The organism is Bacillus sp. 7705b (genome assembly GCF_002289525.1).
Classification (GTDB): domain Bacteria; phylum Bacillota; class Bacilli; order Bacillales; family Bacillaceae; genus Bacillus; species Bacillus halotolerans.
Genome location: NZ_NSDH01000021.1, coordinates 1 through 16,995, shown reverse-complemented (window position 1 = coordinate 16,995; position 16,995 = coordinate 1). Strand labels below are relative to the sequence as shown.

Annotated in this window: 20 protein-coding genes; 16 read left to right on the top strand and 4 right to left on the bottom strand. The window is 38.0% G+C overall.

The annotated features are described in order from the left end of the window. The first annotated feature begins 13 nt into the window (after nucleotides 1-13). From CJU60_RS08835 to CJU60_RS08785, 11 genes are read left to right on the top strand one after another with little or no spacing between them, the layout of a single operon-like run. On the top strand, nucleotides 14-370 hold the full coding sequence (locus tag CJU60_RS08835) for a phage baseplate plug family protein (RefSeq protein WP_095713559.1): 357 nt from the start codon (nucleotides 14-16) through the stop codon (nucleotides 368-370). Next, the gene (locus CJU60_RS08830) at nucleotides 357-1,322 is read left to right on the top strand and encodes a phage protein (protein WP_015715401.1); all 966 of its coding nucleotides are present in this window, start codon (nucleotides 357-359) and stop codon (nucleotides 1,320-1,322) included. Before CJU60_RS08835 ends, CJU60_RS08830 begins: the two co-directional genes overlap by 14 nt. Continuing rightward, nucleotides 1,322-1,669: a Gp138 family membrane-puncturing spike protein gene (locus CJU60_RS08825; protein WP_015715402.1), complete on the top strand. Its 348-nt coding sequence runs from the start codon at nucleotides 1,322-1,324 to the stop codon at nucleotides 1,667-1,669. The genes CJU60_RS08830 and CJU60_RS08825 overlap by 1 nt, the downstream gene beginning before the upstream one ends. Continuing rightward, nucleotides 1,666-2,022, top strand: coding sequence for a contractile injection system sheath initiator (locus tag CJU60_RS08820; RefSeq protein ID WP_095713558.1), 357 nt, complete (start codon nucleotides 1,666-1,668; stop codon nucleotides 2,020-2,022). The genes CJU60_RS08825 and CJU60_RS08820 overlap by 4 nt, the downstream gene beginning before the upstream one ends. Continuing rightward, nucleotides 2,006-3,190: a baseplate J/gp47 family protein gene (locus CJU60_RS08815; RefSeq protein WP_240316956.1), complete on the top strand. Its 1,185-nt coding sequence runs from the start codon at nucleotides 2,006-2,008 to the stop codon at nucleotides 3,188-3,190. Before CJU60_RS08820 ends, CJU60_RS08815 begins: the two co-directional genes overlap by 17 nt. Beyond that, nucleotides 3,187-3,816, top strand: coding sequence for a hypothetical protein (locus tag CJU60_RS08810; protein WP_015715405.1), 630 nt, complete (start codon nucleotides 3,187-3,189; stop codon nucleotides 3,814-3,816). Before CJU60_RS08815 ends, CJU60_RS08810 begins: the two co-directional genes overlap by 4 nt. 12 nt (nucleotides 3,817-3,828) lie before the next feature. Further along, the gene (locus CJU60_RS21815; protein ID WP_255238333.1) at nucleotides 3,829-5,439 is read left to right on the top strand and encodes a pyocin knob domain-containing protein; all 1,611 of its coding nucleotides are present in this window, start codon (nucleotides 3,829-3,831) and stop codon (nucleotides 5,437-5,439) included. A 17-nt stretch (nucleotides 5,440-5,456) separates the two neighbouring features. Beyond that, nucleotides 5,457-5,918, top strand: coding sequence for an XkdW family protein (locus tag CJU60_RS08800; protein WP_095713556.1), 462 nt, complete (start codon nucleotides 5,457-5,459; stop codon nucleotides 5,916-5,918). Beyond that, nucleotides 5,908-6,102, top strand: a complete 195-nt coding sequence (locus tag CJU60_RS08795) for an XkdX family protein (RefSeq protein ID WP_041052497.1) — start codon at nucleotides 5,908-5,910, stop codon at nucleotides 6,100-6,102. The genes CJU60_RS08800 and CJU60_RS08795 overlap by 11 nt, the downstream gene beginning before the upstream one ends. 39 nt (nucleotides 6,103-6,141) lie before the next feature. Beyond that, nucleotides 6,142-6,564, top strand: coding sequence for a phage holin family protein (locus tag CJU60_RS08790; RefSeq protein WP_041052495.1), 423 nt, complete (start codon nucleotides 6,142-6,144; stop codon nucleotides 6,562-6,564). Nucleotides 6,565-6,610: 46 nt separating this feature from the next. Beyond that, entirely contained in the window at nucleotides 6,611-7,432 is an 822-nt protein-coding gene (locus CJU60_RS08785) for a peptidoglycan recognition protein family protein (RefSeq protein WP_095713555.1), read from the top strand. Nucleotides 7,433-7,522: 90 nt separating this feature from the next. Here CJU60_RS08785 and CJU60_RS08780 read toward each other — a convergent pair whose 3' ends face one another. Continuing rightward, nucleotides 7,523-8,404: an endonuclease I family protein gene (locus CJU60_RS08780; protein ID WP_095713554.1), complete on the bottom strand. Its 882-nt coding sequence runs from the start codon at nucleotides 8,402-8,404 to the stop codon at nucleotides 7,523-7,525. A 149-nt stretch (nucleotides 8,405-8,553) separates the two neighbouring features. Between CJU60_RS08780 and CJU60_RS08775 the strand changes: the two genes are divergently transcribed. Both CJU60_RS08775 and CJU60_RS08770 read left to right on the top strand, forming a co-directional pair. Next, complete coding sequence (locus CJU60_RS08775; RefSeq protein ID WP_255238332.1) at nucleotides 8,554-9,504, top strand: S8 family peptidase; 951 nt, start codon at nucleotides 8,554-8,556, stop codon at nucleotides 9,502-9,504. Nucleotides 9,505-9,882: 378 nt separating this feature from the next. Then, entirely contained in the window at nucleotides 9,883-10,401 is a 519-nt protein-coding gene (locus CJU60_RS08770; protein ID WP_095713553.1) for a histidine phosphatase family protein, read from the top strand. A gap of 43 nt (nucleotides 10,402-10,444) precedes the next feature. Here the strand turns inward: CJU60_RS08770 and CJU60_RS08765 are convergent, their stop codons facing one another. Beyond that, nucleotides 10,445-10,765, bottom strand: coding sequence for a hypothetical protein (locus tag CJU60_RS08765; RefSeq protein WP_095713552.1), 321 nt, complete (start codon nucleotides 10,763-10,765; stop codon nucleotides 10,445-10,447). Between the two features lie 144 nt (nucleotides 10,766-10,909). Here CJU60_RS08765 and CJU60_RS08760 point away from each other — a divergent pair, with 144 nt between their 5' ends. After that, entirely contained in the window at nucleotides 10,910-12,715 is a 1,806-nt protein-coding gene (locus CJU60_RS08760) for a S8 family peptidase (protein ID WP_095713551.1), read from the top strand. A gap of 176 nt (nucleotides 12,716-12,891) precedes the next feature. On the opposite strand, the gene CJU60_RS08755 is transcribed toward CJU60_RS08760, so the two are convergent. Beyond that, nucleotides 12,892-13,332 carry an SMI1/KNR4 family protein gene (locus tag CJU60_RS08755; protein WP_095713550.1) on the bottom strand — a complete coding sequence of 147 codons (441 nt, stop codon included), beginning with the start codon at nucleotides 13,330-13,332 and terminating at the stop codon, nucleotides 12,892-12,894. 12 nt (nucleotides 13,333-13,344) lie between these two features. Next, on the bottom strand, nucleotides 13,345-15,165 hold the full coding sequence (locus tag CJU60_RS08750) for a T7SS effector LXG polymorphic toxin (RefSeq protein ID WP_095713549.1): 1,821 nt from the start codon (nucleotides 15,163-15,165) through the stop codon (nucleotides 13,345-13,347). A 417-nt stretch (nucleotides 15,166-15,582) separates the two neighbouring features. Between CJU60_RS08750 and CJU60_RS08745 the strand changes: the two genes are divergently transcribed. Both CJU60_RS08745 and CJU60_RS08740 read left to right on the top strand, forming a co-directional pair. Further along, nucleotides 15,583-16,038 (top strand): Panacea domain-containing protein, encoded by a 456-nt coding sequence (locus CJU60_RS08745; RefSeq protein WP_095713548.1) that lies wholly within the window; start codon nucleotides 15,583-15,585, stop codon nucleotides 16,036-16,038. 63 nt (nucleotides 16,039-16,101) lie between these two features. Continuing rightward, nucleotides 16,102-16,995 (top strand): hypothetical protein (locus CJU60_RS08740; protein ID WP_141243773.1); only part of this gene is annotated, 894 nt, incomplete at its 3' end.

Here is a 16,995-nt window from a genome sequence, read left to right as displayed (position 1 = left end):
AGGAGGGAAAGGCATGGCATCAAGAGATTACATTCCTTTTGACAAAGAGGACATACCTCAGCAGTTTGAATTTGATTTAGCAGATGACACGTTCATTTTGCGTATCAATTACAACCAGACAGACGATAGTTTCTCGCTTGATTTATACGATCAGGACATGGAACCAATCGTGCTGGGTGAAAAATTGATTTTGAACGTCCCTTTGTGGGAAGACATTGTAAACGAGAAGCTTCCGGCACCCTCCTTAATCCCTATGGATGAATCGAATACAGAAACACGGGTTACATACGAGAATTTTATGCAAACCGTGTTTCTTTATATTGATGATGTCTCGGACGATGCGGAGGAGGAAGACGATGGCGACGAATAAAATGCTGTTTGGGCGCGTCGTTAAGGTCACGATAGATAACGGCAGTTCACAAACCACTTTCGATTATAAGGACTTAGAGATTCATTTTGAGGTCCCGTTTGATGATGACTTCAAACCGAATGAAACAAAGGTTGAAATATACAACCTAAGCAAAGATTCAATCAGCAAAATTAAAAAAGGCAGCACTATCACTGTTCAAGCTGGTTATAAAGACGATTACGGTGTTTTAACTATCGGTAAAGTTACCAAGGTGCTGAATAATTGGGACGGTTTGAATAAGGTAACGGCCATCTATTCAAAAGATGGCGATGATTACACCCATATGAAAGTGACCACTGAAAACGCTGATCCTGCTGAAAAATATTACGTGAAAAAGCGGTACAAGCTCGCAAAGCCTGTGGTGACTTATAAAAAAGACAAGAACGGCCGGACATATAAAACGGTCCGAAATTATGGCACTCGAACAGAGGTCAGATACCGTAAGAGATACATGAAAATCACGTTCAAGGCTGGCACAACCTCAAGGCAAATTGTCGATAAGCTTCTGCGTGTGCTCGGTATTAAAGTGAAAAATATCATTCTGCCAAAAAATAAAGTTTATAAAAAAGGCTATCGTGTCACCGGATTGATTGAAAACAATCTTGAAGAGGTCATTCATGATGCTGGGGCAGTCATGTATTATCGGCGCGGCCGTCCTGTTATTCGGCCACTCAGTCAAGGGGATGACGAACGTTTCAAGCTCGAAGAAGCAACAGGACTGGTGGAAACGCCAGAACAATTTGAGGAAGATGATCTCAAAGGGTACAAGGTGAAGTGCCTTTTGCAGCATCGTATCGCAGTTGCTTCAATCATAGAAATAAACAGCAAGACAGCGAAAGGAAAATATCGTGTGAAAGATGGCTCTCATTCCTTTGACGGTAAAGACTTTTTCACAGAATGTAGGGTGATTTAATGAGTAAAGCGACAAAGTTCTTTGACGGATTCGAACAGCGGATAAAACAATCAATCCATACAACGGCTCCAGCACGGGTTGTAAATTACAATGCTGATAAACACACTGCCGATCTGAAATTGCTGTTTCAAACCAATGATGGTGAGTATCTACATGAATACCCTTTAATCGAGCATGCGCCTGTTTTGAAACACGTTGAAGCTGATATTAAAGTTGGGTCCTGCGTGTTTGTTTCATTTGCTGAACGTTCACTGGATAACCTGGACGGCAATAAAACCTTTGATCCTGATTCGAGGCGCACACACAGTATAAACGATCCAGTTGTCATAGGAGTGTGGGAAGGATGAAAACTCTCAAGCTTAAAGACGGGGATCTTTGTTTTGAAAATGGTGAGTTACAAATGGTTGAGGGTGATGCTGAGCTGGCTCAATCAGTAGAAATGATCCTTAGAACAAGTTTAGGAGAGTTTGAGCTTGATGAACATGTCGGCCTTGATCGCAGCAACATTTTAAAAAAGCAGTTTGATCAAGAAGAGGCGCAATATGACATTATAAATGCCATTTCTCAAGAAGAGCGTATTGCCAGTGTGGAATCGGTGAACTTTTTAATGGATAAAGAGTCTCGCAGTCTTGCAGTGCATGTGAAAATGACAAAAGAGGATGAAGAAACAATTGAGATAGGGGGTGTTGATCTTGCTTGATGAAACGGGCTTTCAACGGCAAACCTATTCCGAGCTTGTTGATAGTATGGAGGACCGGGCTCGGGAACAATTCGGGGAGGATGTAAACACATCCAGTAAAACGCCATTAGGAATTATTATTCGTATCTTTGCTTGGTTTCTGGCCGGCTTGTGGGACATTGCAGAAAGGGTTTATAACAGCGGCTTTGTCAGTAAGTCTGAGGGCGTGCAGCTCGATCGTCTTGGCAGCAACTCGGGAATCACCCGGGAGCCAGCCGCGGAGTCAGTTGTGACACTGTCATTTACCGGAGAACCCGGCATCGTAATTGAAGAACAAACACAGTTTACAACGGAATCAGGCATTTATTTTGAATTGATTGAAGACGTTGTAATTGAGGAGAATGGAACAGGCTCAGGGACGGCTGTCTCGCTTTCTAAGGGCGTTATAAACAATGTTGCGGCAAATACCATTACCGTTCAGGCAGAGCCCTCAGAGGGCGTGTATTCAGTTACAAATCCGGAACCATCGGCAGGCGGTGCCGACGAGGAAACAGATTCGGAATTCCGGGCACGAATAAAGAAATCAGTTGAGGGCAGTTCAGCATCTACAAATGGCGGTATTATTTCAGCCCTGCTAAACGTGTCGGGCGTCCGTTCAGCGAATATTGTTGCCAACAATACCATGCAGACAGATGCGGACGGCAACCCACCAAAAAGTATTCATGCTTATGTTCTGGGCGGTACAAAAGATGATGTTGCGCAAGCACTGTTTGACAGTGTTGCTGCAGGAATTGAAACGGTCGGGGAGCAAGTTGTCACCATAACTGACGCCAGCGGACTTGACCATGCCGTCAAATTTGATTTTGCAAGGGAAGTCAAAATATATCTGCAGCTGGATTTAAAAACAAATGCTTCTTTCCCTATTGATGGAGTAAGTCAGATCAAAAACAACCTCGTTTATAAAATCGGGGGAGTTGATGCAAACGGCTCTTACTATACTGGCTCACAAATGGGCGATGATGTTATATTGTCGCAGTTGTTCAACGCGGTATATCAAGTAGATGGTGTCTCTGATGTAACAATCAGGATGGGGAAAGATGCGACAAACCTTTCACAGTCAAACATTGAAATTGAACCTAAAGAGGTTGCCCAGGTACATTTTGATGAAATCGTGGTGAATCTCATATGATTAAAGACTTAATAGGGAAGCTGACCGATGCCTTTTTGAAAGATGAAAAGAGCAATATCGGTAAGCTTTTTTTAATTGTCGATGAACAGCTGACAGCACTTAAAAGCGCGCTGACCACAGCTGAGAACTGGCGGGATATTGATGCGGCAAAAGGAAAGGCTCTGGATCTACTTGGTGACAACGTGTCGCAGGATAGAGGCCGTGCCACTGATGAAATTTATCGTGTGCTTATTCGAGGCAAGGTTGCCAGAAATGTTTCAGATGGCACCACAAACCGGATCATTGAAGCTTTAGCCAAAACACTGAACTGCAAGCCAAGTGAAATACACATTGTCAGCAGCAAGGAAAACAATGAAGATGAACCGGCTGCCATTATTGTAAAAAAGGCACCCATTGAGGCTTTGAGCAAAGTTGGAATGAGTGCAACACAGTTTTCGAATATCGTTCAAAAAACAGTAGCTGCAGGCGTACGGGTGGCTTATGTAGATTTAAACGGCACCTTTCGTTTTTCGTCCTCTGCTAACTCTATAGAAACAAGTCAATATGGATTTTCAACAGACGGGACAGATGGGGGAACACTCGGCGGAATCTTTCAGCCTGAAGATGATTACCCTTTACCGATTTAAGGAGTGATGTTTATGCCTTTTACAAAAGAATTGCCTGAATGGGGGAACGCCGGGCAGAGGCCCCCGCAGTCCTCCATTGATGAAGGATACAAACCAATGGATCATCCCCCTGCGGATTGGTTCAACTGGTATCAGTATACGGCCTATCATGCACTAAAGGAATTGCAAGAGATCGGAGCAACGCAGGATGACGTTTCTACTGCTTTAAAAACAGCAAAAGCTTATACAGATGAATTTGCTGCACGTAGGGATAACCCCAACCAAGTCACAAAGGCCCAAGTAGGTTTAGGAAACGTAGACAACGTGCAGCAAGCAACAAAAACAGAATTCAACGCACACAATACAGATTCCACACGCCATATCACGGCCACAGAGCGTTCAAATTGGAATGCGAAGGAAACGACTACAGGGGCGCAAAACAAAGCTGATACAGCCGAAAAAAATGCAAAAACGTATACTGATCAACACATTAATGATAAAAGCAACCCTCATGGGGTGACAAAAGATCAAGTCGGGCTCGGTAATGTTACAAATGACAAACAGGCAACCAAAACGGAGTTTGATGCACATAACTATAACCAGATTCGACATATTTCTGATGCAGAGCGGACCAAGTGGAATGCGGCTCAGTTATCAAAATTAACACAAGACAATGGTTTGATGAAATACTTGTCAGGCGTAGATTTCAATACTGTTATTGAAACAGGGTTTTATTATATGACTTCAGTTTCAACTGCACTGAATGCCCCTGTGAATAGCAATGGTTATTTATTGGTTTACAACTACGGCACATATCCATATCAGGAGTTCACAGCATATACCAGTGCAACAACCTCTATACCTGATAATCGGCGGAAATTCATAAGAAATAAGGTGAGTGGATCAGAAAACTGGACACCTTGGATGGAGATTGAATATTCCGCAGGAGCCCAAGCAAAGGTCAATACTCATGAAAATAAAACAGACATTCATGTAACGAAAGAAGATAAGAACAAGTGGAATAATGGACAACTCTATCCACTGACAACCCAAACCGGTCAGCGAATAAAAATAACTAAAGGACAAAACCTTTTTGATTATCCGACTGGCTTTTATTTTGGGGCAGGTGTTGTGAATCATCCAGGGGATGATGATGCTGCCTGGTACTATTATGATATTACAGATGTTCCGGCTGACCTTGCCCCACCTCAAGGGTTAAAGAAAATTGTAGCAACAAGATCCTATGATAACCGTACATGGATTGGAACAAAGCATAAAGAAGGAGAATTCACGGGGTGGAGAGAGGTTGTTACAGATTTAGATTTTATAGAGACGCCGTGGGTAAATGTTCCATACAAAAACGGGGCAACTTCAGGTGATAGACCTTTACAATACCGTAAAGTTGGAAACACGTTGCATCTTAATGGTCACGTTCTTACTGATAGAGAGGTAGTTTTTGCGAGTATCCCGTCTTCAAGCGCCCCGAAAAAAGGGATTGTCAAAATGGTTGCAACCAGCGGCACGACCGGTTATAGCAAGATTATTATATATGCATCTGGTGATATGAAACTAACAGGTATAATGGCAACTACTGAGTCAAAGGTAAATGGATATTATATAGATTTAGTTGTACCTCTAACCTAAAGAAAGGAGGGAGAGGCATGAAATTAATATACCCATATGATGAGGATAAAATCTATTTAGGAAGGCCGGTTGAGTTACACCTTGATAGGGAGACAGGAAGGTATATTATCCCTGCGAATGCTACTGATATTCCTCCAGAAATAAACGGGGAGGGTATGTGGAGACCTTTATTTGATGAAAAAAAACAAGCATGGGTTGAAACTGCTGATGAAGAGTATAAAGAGGAACTAAAACAAGGTAGTATTCCTGAATCCAATCCTATTACTGATCAGCTTGCAACCCTCGGGCAGCAGCTGGCGGACGAAAAGCTCGCAAGAAAACAAGCTGAGCAGGCTCAGAATGCTTTAGGTGTACAGTTGACAGCGGAAGTGCTGGCAAGGAAAGAAGCAGAGGCCTTGAATCAATCTCTTGGTGAACAAATGGCAGTTTTAAAATTAGACGTACTGAGTTTAAAGGGAGGAATGACAAGTGAATCTTAATTTCTGGGTATTTGCGTTGTTCTACAAATGGGCTACAACATCTATGGTAAAGCAGGCTATGGCATTTAACGATTGTTCCGTTGAGGACATGAAAGAAGGTGTTCAAGCAAAATACATTACACATGACCAATACCACGAGGTAACAGGTCAGACATATGAGGAAACGACAGAAGCCAGTCAATAAGGGCTTTTTTATTTTGCCTCTAAGGAGGTGATCAAAGAAATGGAGGAAACGACTGTGTTTATTAATTTTGAAACATTAGATTTAGCGAGGGTTTACCTGTTTGGAGGTGTGAAATACCTAGATTTACTACTAGTTCTCAGCATTATCGACGTTATAACAGGTGTAATCAAGGCATGGAAATTCAAAAAGCTACGAAGCCGGAGCGCTTGGTTCGGGTATGTCCGGAAAATGCTCAGTTTTCTAGTGGTCATTGTGGCAAATATAGTAGATACAATTCTTAACCTGAACGGTGTTCTCACATTTGGAACCGTTCTTTTTTATATCGCAAATGAAGGACTGTCGATTACAGAGAACCTAGCACAGATCGGCGTTAAGATTCCGGCTACCATTACGGAGCGGCTGCATGTAATCGAAAACGACAACGAACAAACAAAAGAAAAAGACGAACAGGCTGCTGGATAATCCAGTAGCTCTTTTTATTTGAAAAATAGAATAGGAGAGATCATTTATGACAATCGCAGTGAAAAAGAACCTTGTTTCAACATCAAAATACGGCTTGAAATGCCCTAATTATATGGACGCTGAATATATCACCATCCACAACACTTACAATGATGCATCAGCTGCGAACGAAGTCAGCTACATGATTGGAAACACCAGTTCAACGAGCTTTCACTTTGCCGTTGATGACAAAGAGGTAAGGCAGGGCATTCCAACAGATCGCAATGCATGGCATACAGGAGACGGCACAAACGGTACCGGGAACCGTAAGTCTATCGGTGTTGAAATCTGCTACAGCAAGTCAGGAGGGCCTAGATACAGAGCTGCTGAAAAGTTGGCTATCAAGTTTGTGGCGCAGATTCTTAAAGAACGCGGATGGGGTATTGATCGTGTGCGGAAGCACCAAGATTGGAGCGGCAAGTATTGCCCGCACCGTATTTTAGACGAGGGACGTTGGAATGAAGTTAAAGCGGCGATTGATGCTGAATTAAAAGCACTTGGCGGCAAATCATCCAGCAAGAAAACAACTTCATCCAAAACGGTGAAAAAATCAAGCTCATGCAAAAAGAAAACATCTTTTAATCTGCCTTCTGGCATCTTTAAAGTAAGAAGCCCATTGACGCATAGTGATGCTGTTAAGCAGATTCAAACAGCACTGGCGGCACTGCATTTTTATCCGGATAAAAAAGCTAAAAACTTCGGGATTGATAGCTATTATGGGCCGAAAACAGCTGATGCCGTCAGACGATTCCAGTCAATGTATGGTCTTACTCAAGACGGGATTTATGGACCTGATACGAAAACGAAACTTGAAGTATTACTAAAGTAAGAAAAAACCCTTCTCTTTTAGAGAAGGGTTTTTATTTTATTCAAAGTTGAAAAAGAGCCGATCCTAAGAGCAAACTAAAGATTAATTTCCTCATCTATTTCCAAATATCTCTTCTACCCATTCTGGGTGATCAATAAATGGGTTTCGATTATGTTGGAATTCTCTATAAATAATGTTGTTTCTTCTTCTTTCAAAAGAGTCAACAGGATCTTCGTTGTGCCATTTAATTAACGTACTTAGTTTACCTTGGTGAGGTGATTGGGTTTTAATAGCATCCACTAATTTTAAATCAAGTGATTTATCGTAGCGTACGTCCATATAGAATAACATACGTGCTACATCCCCTTTAATTTCATCTCGTGGTTCCCACCAGCCTGAAGTTTTATAACAAGTATCTGGTGCTTCATTATGTTTGATTCCGTTACAAGTACCATCACCTTGACTCCCTGTATCAAAGTCGAGAGCACTTCTATCTCTATTGATTGAAACATCTTCAGGTTTTAGGTTGTGTAAATCTGTTCTAATTTGTTTATCATGATTAAAATGGGACTGTGCCCAAACATGTTCACGATTCCAACAGTCATTACAAGTGCCATTTGAATTTTTAGATTGAGAGCGTCCAGCATAAAAAAGTATAACATTATTTTTGTTTTTGGGATCTTCATCAGTTTTTTTTAGAGCATCCCATACTTCATTATAAGTAATCGTTTTTTGATTACTTATGATTCGATTTAATATAATTTTTAAATCTTCACCAGTTTTCCCCTGAACATCCTTATAGTAGTTCTCCTGAATGCTACTGTCTTCATCTTTATTTTCATTTCTGTACGCAATATTTTTAGTATTATGAAGAGCTTGGCTATTTAGGTTTTCTTGAGATTGATTTCCTTCAGTATTTCTGTCCATATTACAAGCAGATAGAAAGGTGATTATTGTAAATAGTATTAGAGTGTTTTTTATTTTAAAGTTCATGTCCTTCCTCCTTTTTTCAAAGCTTTTGTATTTTAATTCTTAGTTATTCATTCCATATAAAAAACAAAATAATAAGAAATCAATTAATAAGTATCAGGTTAAATCGAAAAGGGCATACATATCTTGAAAACAATTTAAGGAGTGATTTTTTGGCGGATTTTCGTCTTATTCCATATACTGTTGAATCAATTGTTGAAGATGTGAAAGAAATTCCAGCAGGAGTTAAAATGATTAAAGCTCCAGAGATCTGGGATGTGAGTGATAAGGGAGCAGGAGTAGTTGTAGCAATTTTAGATACTGGTTGTGACTCCAACCATACTGATTTAAAGGATAGGATTATAGCAGGTAAGAACTTTACTGATCAAGGTGATCCAGATGATTTTTCTGATATTGACCTGCACGGTACACACGTTGCGGGCACGGTAGGAGCCACAATTAATAATAAGGACGTAGTTGGGGTAGCTCCAGAGGTAAGTCTTTTTATTGGAAGAGTTTTTAAAAAAAATAGCAAGGGGATGGTTGTAGCTTTTAATGAAGATTTAATAAAAGCTATTAAACACTGTATTAAATGGAGAGGACCAAATCAAGAGAGAATTCGAATTATTAACATGTCATTAGGAGGTCCTCAAGATGATCCGCAATTGCATGATATTATTAAAGAGGCAGTAAAGGAAGATATTCTTATTGTATGTGCTGCTGGAAACGAAGGAGATATCAGTGATGAGGGAGATTGTTCTCCAATTAAAAATGAATTTTCCTACCCAGGTGCTTATCCAGAGGTTGTTGAAGTAGGTGCTGTGGATTTGGAAGGTAAGTGGCCTTGTTTTACAAACACTAATTTAGAGATTGATTTAGTTGCACCAGGTGTTAACATTATGTCTACAATTCCTGGTGGAAGTCTTGCAGAGATTTCAGGGACTTCAATGGCTTCTCCTCATGTTGCAGGGGGTGCTGCACTTATAATCAATAAATGTGAAAAAGAATTCGAACGGACCCTTACAGAACCAGAAATTTATGCACAACTTATAAAGCGAACGAAATCTCTTGGACATGATAAAAGGATCGAGGGAAATGGTCTGCTTGATTTGAATAAAGACTAATTCTTAACCAAACAAGATATCCCCTCTCATTTTGAGAGCGGATATCTTGTTTATTAAGTTAATTTGGATTGACATGATTTACTTTTGCCGATGGCATCTATGGTCCGAAAGCTAAAGTGAAACTTGAAGCGGTATTGTATTGAAGTAAGAAAAAACCTTCTCTTTTTTAATAAGCAAACTCATTTTTAGTAATAGGGAACCCTCTTTTATCTGTACAACATAATTCTGTATTTAATCAAAGGAATGATAGCAACCCAGCATTCATCGAATTGAGTCATCTTCTACAACATATCTTTAGCTTATTAATGAATATAATAGTATAGTTTGGGAAATTATAACCCTTGATAGTCCTTAATTATATAAGAAAGGGTATTTGTCATGACAGATTTTTTCGGTAGCAATGTAGATAAAGATAAATTGTTAGAAATTTTACAAAAGGGTGGGCATGTGCTTTATTTTCGTCATGCTGAGCCCGCTGAAAAATCGGGTGATCCTGGGCTTAGTAATGAAGGAAAGAAAAAAGCTGAGTCACTCAAGCTATTGTTTCAAGAAAAAAAGATTATTCTTAATTCACCAATTTGGACAAGTCCAGCTAGACGGACTCAAGAAACTGCAGAAATTGCATTTGAAGGTATAGAAAGAAAAGTTAACGATGCATTGTATTGGATGGATGCTCTTTTTGTAGATCAACCAGTTGGAGATAATCAAAAGAATCTAAAGAAGGCTTTGGCAAACATCTTTGAATCAATCCCTGAAGATGATACAAATAGTGTTGTTGTCGGTCATCATTTTACGTTTGGCAATGTCATTTCTAGCCTTCCTTATCTAGGAATGGTTGTTTTAAAACCAGAAGGAGAAGGAAAAGGGTTTAAAGTTGTGACAAATTTCGAGTTTTAAAAATTGAATTACAAAGCCTGTCTCAAAATGAGACAGGCTTTGTTTAATCACGATAATTAACTGAACCTCCAATAGAAGAAGGTAGAAAAGAACCTGGGTTATCTTTGCTGTGTTCTAATAATATTTCAATGGTTTCTTTTGGTAAGGTACCGGATTTGTTCTTTATTACAGGCTTTACACCATTACTATTTTTCTCATATGAAATTATCACAATATTTCGATCTTCGTTTTCTGAATAATTTAATGCAAGAGGAAGTCTTGCTACTTTTGCATATAAATTTTCCAGAAATTTTGTTGGATTTTTATTTACCACAATTTCATAAAACTCATTGTTGTGAATAAATCCTAAGTATTCTTCACTCATTATAATCACCTTTTTATTATTTTTAATGATAGTCTCTACTTAATTTGACTTTTTATTTCGTTTAAATTTAACTTTTATTTACAGTTGTATTTCTTATTCATTATTACAAACTAAGCACGAATAAATTTTAAATGAGGTAAAAAAATGACTGTAAATAAAATTCCGGAAAATCTTGATCCGCGCCTTCAAAAAGCCATTGCGAACAATTTAAGCCAAGAAAGAAGAGTATCATCAGAGGAGGCAGCCAATGAAGAAGTAGATGAATTAGTTCCCGTTATTGCAAAAGTGGCTGATATTGAAAAATTCAGTGAAATGTCTGGCGTTCATAATGTAAACAATATCACAATGGCACCTGATAAATCAGGGCGAATTGTAACAGCAGATATTGCTATATCAAAATTGCCGAAAGTTTATGAATCATCAGTTGTATTGAGTTTAGAGGGAGCGCAGCGTTTAAGGCCATTACTAAAGGATACAACGAGAGAAATTAAAATCCCAGACCTTCTTGGAACAGATACAAATGGGGGAGAAGGAGTAATCGTAGGAATAATTGATCATGGATGTGACTTTGTTCATGAAAATTTTCGGCACGAAGATGGCACTTCTAGGTTGATTACTTTAAGGGATCAAAGTCGTAATAAAAGTTACGATAAAGAGGATATCAATAAAGCACTTTTGACTAACGATCCATATAAAACTTTAGGATATAAAGTTGGTTTAGAAGAACATGGTACCCATGTTATGGATATAGCTGCGGGTAACGGTCTGGGTACCAATGTAAAAGGAGTGGCCCCAAATGCAGACTTAATTTTTGTTGATCCCGCATACTGGGATGTCGATGAATTACATGATTTTGGTGATTCTAGAAATTTAATGGATGCGATTAGCTTTGTATTCGAACAAGCAAAAGATCATCCTTGTGTAATTAACATTAGTCTGGGTACAAATGGTGGACCTCACGATGGAACAAAGCTTGTAGAAGTAGGAATTGATGGTTTAGTAACAGAGAAACCGAATCGTGCAGTAGTAATAGCTGCAAGTAATTCTTATGATGATAATATCCATGCTTCAGGTTCTGTAGCAGGAGGAAGTCACTATGATCTCCATTGGGAAATACATGAAACTGATACAACTACTAACGAACTTGAAATATGGTACGATGAAAAAGATGAATTTCGTATCGAGATTATTAATCCAGATGGTCAAAGCGTTGGCAAAGTAGGATTAGAAGATGATCCAGTTAATACACATCAAATATATGCTGTTCAAGTTAAAAATCAAAATAACGGTGATAATCATGCAATGATTTTTTGCTCAAACTTAAGTATTGGAATATGGACTATCCGCATTCATGGTGTTAGAGTCATAAATGGGAAATTTCATGCGTGGATTGAGAGAGATGATAATATACGCGATCCTCGAGATCCAAGAATAATAATTCATCGAAAACAATCGACATTTTCACCACCTAATGACAATTCTTATACGATAGGATCTATTTGTACCGGTCATAAAAGTATTGTTGTTGGATCATACGACGCAAAAACTTCCGGAACCCCTATCTCCTTTTTCTCAAGCGCTGGACCGACAAGGGATGGGCGGCAGAAGCCAGAGATATCTGCACCAGGTCATGGTGTTTTAGCAGCAGGCTCAAGAAATTGTGCAACTGATTGTACTGAAACAGTTGAAAAGTCAGGTACAAGTATGGCAGCACCCGCAGTAACAGGGGTAATTGCACTTATGTTGGCTGAAGCTAAAGCCAATAATCTAAAACTTAAAATAGATCAAATAAGGGAAATTTTGAAACAAACCGCAAGAAAGAACGCTTCAATTGGAGCGTGGGATAGTAGATATGGGTACGGTAGGGTTGATGCACAAGCAGCAGTAAATGCAGTTAATAAAATGGCAGAATCAATATCTGAAGAAAGTGCAGTCAAGTCGTTTGTATAAAATATCAAGCATTAAGCACAAAATTAACAATAGAAGGCCTCTTCCTTAAAAGGGGCCTTTTTATATTGGTTATTTGTTGGTTTTAATTGTTGCCATTTTTAATAAAAAGAGCCATTCTCCTCAAAAAGAAGGAGAATGGCTCTTTTTATTTATTCTTAGTTTACATTTTCCGTTCATTACTCCTCGTAGAGCTTATCTACTAACTCGGTAAACGAATCACATATATGACTCAAAGCTTTATCAGGATCTTCATGTGCAATTTCATGATCCCAGAAAACCACGGACGGATTCTCTTTATTCTGACGATAATCGAAGCAGATTTCGTTACCGAAAGGATCACAAGCAAAAGGAACTATCCCTAGAAGCATTCTTCCATCTTGGTAATCTTCTAAGACCTCTAAAATAAAACTTGAACTATCCTCAGTTAAACCATGTAATCTATTAAATACAGCACCTTTTGTATATTCAAAGTCAAATATCTTTTTACTTGGACGTGCCCCATTGTTGTTTAATATAGTTGAAATGTAGTCGTTTGGAAACTTAATATCTAATGCCTTTTCGATTTTTTTAACTGTTGTTTCCCCAATGGGCTCTTCGGCAAATCTCCACTCTGTCATATTGACCAACTCCTATCTGTTCTTACTTCCTCCACCCCAAAGGTGTCGGCCTCCTGTATGGCCTGTTTTCCGATGCACCTTTTGGTCAACTAATTGCATCCTCCCTGGTTCTTGGTGATGATGCCAAGTATAACCATCCGGTGTTTCGCCTGCTTTTATCATCTCGATTTGAAGGTCATTGAATTGATTTCTAAGTAAAGGATTCGTTTCAATTTCTTCTTTTAATTTTAATGTTGCATCTTTAAATTGTAAATAATCGCTTTCCTTATAAAGATTAGAGTCAATCTTCGTATCAAATTTTGCTTTGAAAATTGGGAAACCGTCTTTATCATATGGAACTCCAGTTTTAGGATGTTTTTCGTTTTTAAGATGACCCATTTTCAAGTTAACTGTTTTGAGGTTTCCGTATTCATCTCTGTAAGTATATGGTGCGGCTTTAGTAAACAAATCATCCTTTGATTGAACTAATCTTTTTAAAAGCGGTGTATTTTTAACGTTAATAGTATTCCCGACGTCTTGTAGAATCCCTTCTAATGCAGGAGTATATCGATTAACATAAGGTTTGACAGATGGATTGCCATTCTTAATCTTTTCACTAGCTGCTTTTCCAACTTTAGCAAGATCCTTCGAGCCTGAAGAGACAGAGGACTTTCCACCTTTCAATAACAGAAGACTTCCGCCCAAATAAGTAACATAATGCATCCGTGTATATGCATCCCCGTGAATCATTTTTTTGTCCCAATCATCCTTCAATGTGTCAACCATACTTTGAAAGGCAGCTTGATAGTCGTATTCCAGAACTGTATCCAACACTTTTTGAGGATCCTTGTTTAAGTTGTCAATTGTCCAACCGATATTCCATCCAAATTGAATGGCTCCTTCACCGGTATCCTTGGCAAGATCGTATACAGCAACAATTGCACCTTTGGCGCCATCGCCTATGACTTGCAACACTTCTTTTCCGTTATCCATGAAAGCTTTACGCTGTTCAAGAAATGAAACAAATTCAAGCTGTTCAGGGGTAAGATTTTTATAGCCGACCTTCTTGGCAATTTCTAAGTATTCATCCGGATCCGTGACTCCGTCAGCTAGCTTCTTCTTTAAATCTTTGATTTCTCGTTCTTTCGCTTCATCTTTCTTGATCTTCAAATAAGCTTCAGTACGTTTTTCAATATCGGCCTTTTTCTTATGTATGTCACTTTCTCTATACGCTTTGGCATTGTAGTGAAGAGGCGTGGCATTTTTGCCCTTGCCTGTGGATTCCTCAAGCTTTTGAAAGTCTTTCTTGATGAATTGCTCGTTTGGCTCTGACTGAGCATATTCAGAAACAAGTGCTTCGTCAACGCTGCCTACTTTATTGACTGTTTTTTTGCGTTGGTTCTCCGCATTGGCGAGTTCGTCTTTAAAGGTTTCTGTCGAGAACAAATCAAGCGGAAGAATATCGTCGATATCATGTAAGATATCTTTCATCGCTTTCTTTTGTTCAGACATAATGGCTTTTGATTTTGTGTAAGCATTAGCCAGCTCATGTTCTAAGAAGGATTCTTCTATATATGCATCAGATAAGCTGGCGTCCTCTATAGCGCCTGAAATGCTTGTCAAAAAAGCAATTTTCATATCAATTAGATCAATCCAATTGTCAGCCACACCTGCATGATCTAGATAAAATGCTTTAATGTTATCGGCACCTTTGCCTGAAAACTCACTGTCATCTAAATCAGCTACGGATTTGAAGGCATTTTTTAGATTGACCATCTGACTTCTTAATTCCTTGTATTCTTTTGCACGTTTATCTGCTTCAGAAAGCAATGATTTGGCTTCAAATACTTTCATGTTCATATCCTTTCGAATTTAAATTGTACAACCAAATATTAACACTGGGAACGGTGTTTTTTTCACTTTTTTTTCCTAATATCGAAAATGATCCTTTAGACCTTAGATATTTCAGCCTAAAAAACTCATTGATTCACCTGTGAATTGCAAAAAAACTACGATTTTAGTCAAAAATAACTAATCATCTTTATTGAAAATAATAAAAAATAGTCTTAAAGTAATGGGTAATTAGATTTAGGTTCTTTATAAGCTATTGACATGTGTTTATAGCTTAGCGATAATCATATTAGATACCATTCTCTAATAGAGAATGAATATGGTTTTAAATGAGTTGCTTCTTGGAAAAATAAAAGTATTGTTTTTTGAAGAAGGAGTTCATATGAAAGTATCTGAACGGCAGAAAGGGGAGTCATAAAAATGTTAAATGCACTCCAGGTCGCGAAATATTTTTTAAATAAAAGTGTTCCTAACACAGATTATTCAATCACCCACTTAAAATTACAGAAACTTGTATATTATGCCCAGGCATGGTATTACACACTTACAGGTGAAAGACTATTTAAAGAGCAAATAGAAGCTTGGGTTCATGGTCCTGTGTGTAGAGAACTTTATACTGAATTTAGAGAATGGGGATATAAACAAATAATTCTAGATGGAATCGAGCCTCCAACTCTTAATGCAGATCAGGAAGAAATACTAGAATTGGTATGGGATAATTATGGAGCATATGATGGTAAGTATTTAGAGGCGTTAACACATTCAGAGGCGCCATGGATAGATGCAAGAGAAGAAGTTGGAGACTTTGATCTATCTAACAATATAATAACACCAGAGAAGATGAGGGCCTATTATGCAAAAAGGCTGGATGGGTAAAGGGAGAAATTTTTTCTCTCTTTTATTTTGCATTTTTAAATTTATTGTTAAGGAGAAGCTTCAGTGGTTGGTTTAATCATTTTTCTAGTGGCATTCATTTATTATATTGTTGTGCATTTAATTGTTAATACTTCAGTCTTTAATTTTTCTAATAAATATAATCGTTTGAAATATCAATATTTAGATATTAAGAAATCCAAAGGAGTCTTTGAAACGCATGAAACACAAGAAGAAAAGGATTATCGTCTAAAACTGATTCAGAAATTAAAGTGGTCATCTGATACAAGCCAAGACATAATTAACGGATTACAGAATAAATTAACCATTACATTTTTTAGCATTTTCATTTTCAGCTTACTTTATTTTGTAACTCCTGAATCATTTATTGTAAAACATTTTTTTATAAATAACCTCTTTCCGTCTTTTATCGATAGCTTAAACAAGATATATTCTTTACACATTGGACCTTTTTCTAACTCTTTTACTATAGCTTTTCTTAAATTAATAAATAGCTTTATTACCTTTCTGCTGTCACTTTGTCTCACTGTTTTCTTTTTCTCTTATCGAATGAGAAACTCTTTCGCTGTAAGTAGTAACAGTATATCTAATAGTAACCCTCTTTTTCTTTTGATAATTATTCTGCTATGCGATTCAATGTATGGATGGGCATTGTTGCTTTCTGAATCAAATACTATAAGTTTCTTTGTGAGGTTGTCCATATATATAAGCACAACTGCACTGTGCCTTTTTATATCATTTTTCACTTTTAAGAATATTTTAGATAATTTAGTGTTAAAAAAATTTACTCATAATTTATTAGAAGATATAAGAGGATTGTTTTTACTATTATCCTTTAAGTCTAGAGATGAAGCGCATATTATTTTAGAAAACAGCCTAGAGACCTTTTATCAAACATTAAAGTTATTACTTGAGAAAAATATGAGTAAGTTGTATAAA

Bases quoted from the DNA above. Each gene is read 5' to 3' on its own strand.
- CJU60_RS08785 (WP_095713555.1), top strand. From the start codon at position 6,611: ATGACAATCGCAGTGAAAAAGAACCTTGTTTCAACATCAAAATACGGC.
- CJU60_RS08810 (WP_015715405.1), top strand. From the start codon at position 3,187: ATGATTAAAGACTTAATAGGGAAGCTGACCGATGCCTTTTTGAAAGAT.
- CJU60_RS08780 (WP_095713554.1), bottom strand. From the start codon at position 8,404: ATGAACTTTAAAATAAAAAACACTCTAATACTATTTACAATAATCACC.
- CJU60_RS21815 (WP_255238333.1), top strand. From the start codon at position 3,829: ATGCCTTTTACAAAAGAATTGCCTGAATGGGGGAACGCCGGGCAGAGG.
- CJU60_RS08745 (WP_095713548.1), top strand. From the start codon at position 15,583: ATGTTAAATGCACTCCAGGTCGCGAAATATTTTTTAAATAAAAGTGTT.
- CJU60_RS08820 (WP_095713558.1), top strand. From the start codon at position 1,666: ATGAAAACTCTCAAGCTTAAAGACGGGGATCTTTGTTTTGAAAATGGT.
- CJU60_RS08770 (WP_095713553.1), top strand. From the start codon at position 9,883: ATGACAGATTTTTTCGGTAGCAATGTAGATAAAGATAAATTGTTAGAA.
- CJU60_RS08835 (WP_095713559.1), top strand. From the start codon at position 14: ATGGCATCAAGAGATTACATTCCTTTTGACAAAGAGGACATACCTCAG.
- CJU60_RS08830 (WP_015715401.1), top strand. From the start codon at position 357: ATGGCGACGAATAAAATGCTGTTTGGGCGCGTCGTTAAGGTCACGATA.
- CJU60_RS08760 (WP_095713551.1), top strand. From the start codon at position 10,910: ATGACTGTAAATAAAATTCCGGAAAATCTTGATCCGCGCCTTCAAAAA.
- CJU60_RS08825 (WP_015715402.1), top strand. From the start codon at position 1,322: ATGAGTAAAGCGACAAAGTTCTTTGACGGATTCGAACAGCGGATAAAA.
- CJU60_RS08750 (WP_095713549.1), bottom strand. From the start codon at position 15,165: ATGAAAGTATTTGAAGCCAAATCATTGCTTTCTGAAGCAGATAAACGT.
- CJU60_RS08800 (WP_095713556.1), top strand. From the start codon at position 5,457: ATGAAATTAATATACCCATATGATGAGGATAAAATCTATTTAGGAAGG.
- CJU60_RS08755 (WP_095713550.1), bottom strand. From the start codon at position 13,332: ATGACAGAGTGGAGATTTGCCGAAGAGCCCATTGGGGAAACAACAGTT.
- CJU60_RS08790 (WP_041052495.1), top strand. From the start codon at position 6,142: ATGGAGGAAACGACTGTGTTTATTAATTTTGAAACATTAGATTTAGCG.
- CJU60_RS08765 (WP_095713552.1), bottom strand. From the start codon at position 10,765: ATGAGTGAAGAATACTTAGGATTTATTCACAACAATGAGTTTTATGAA.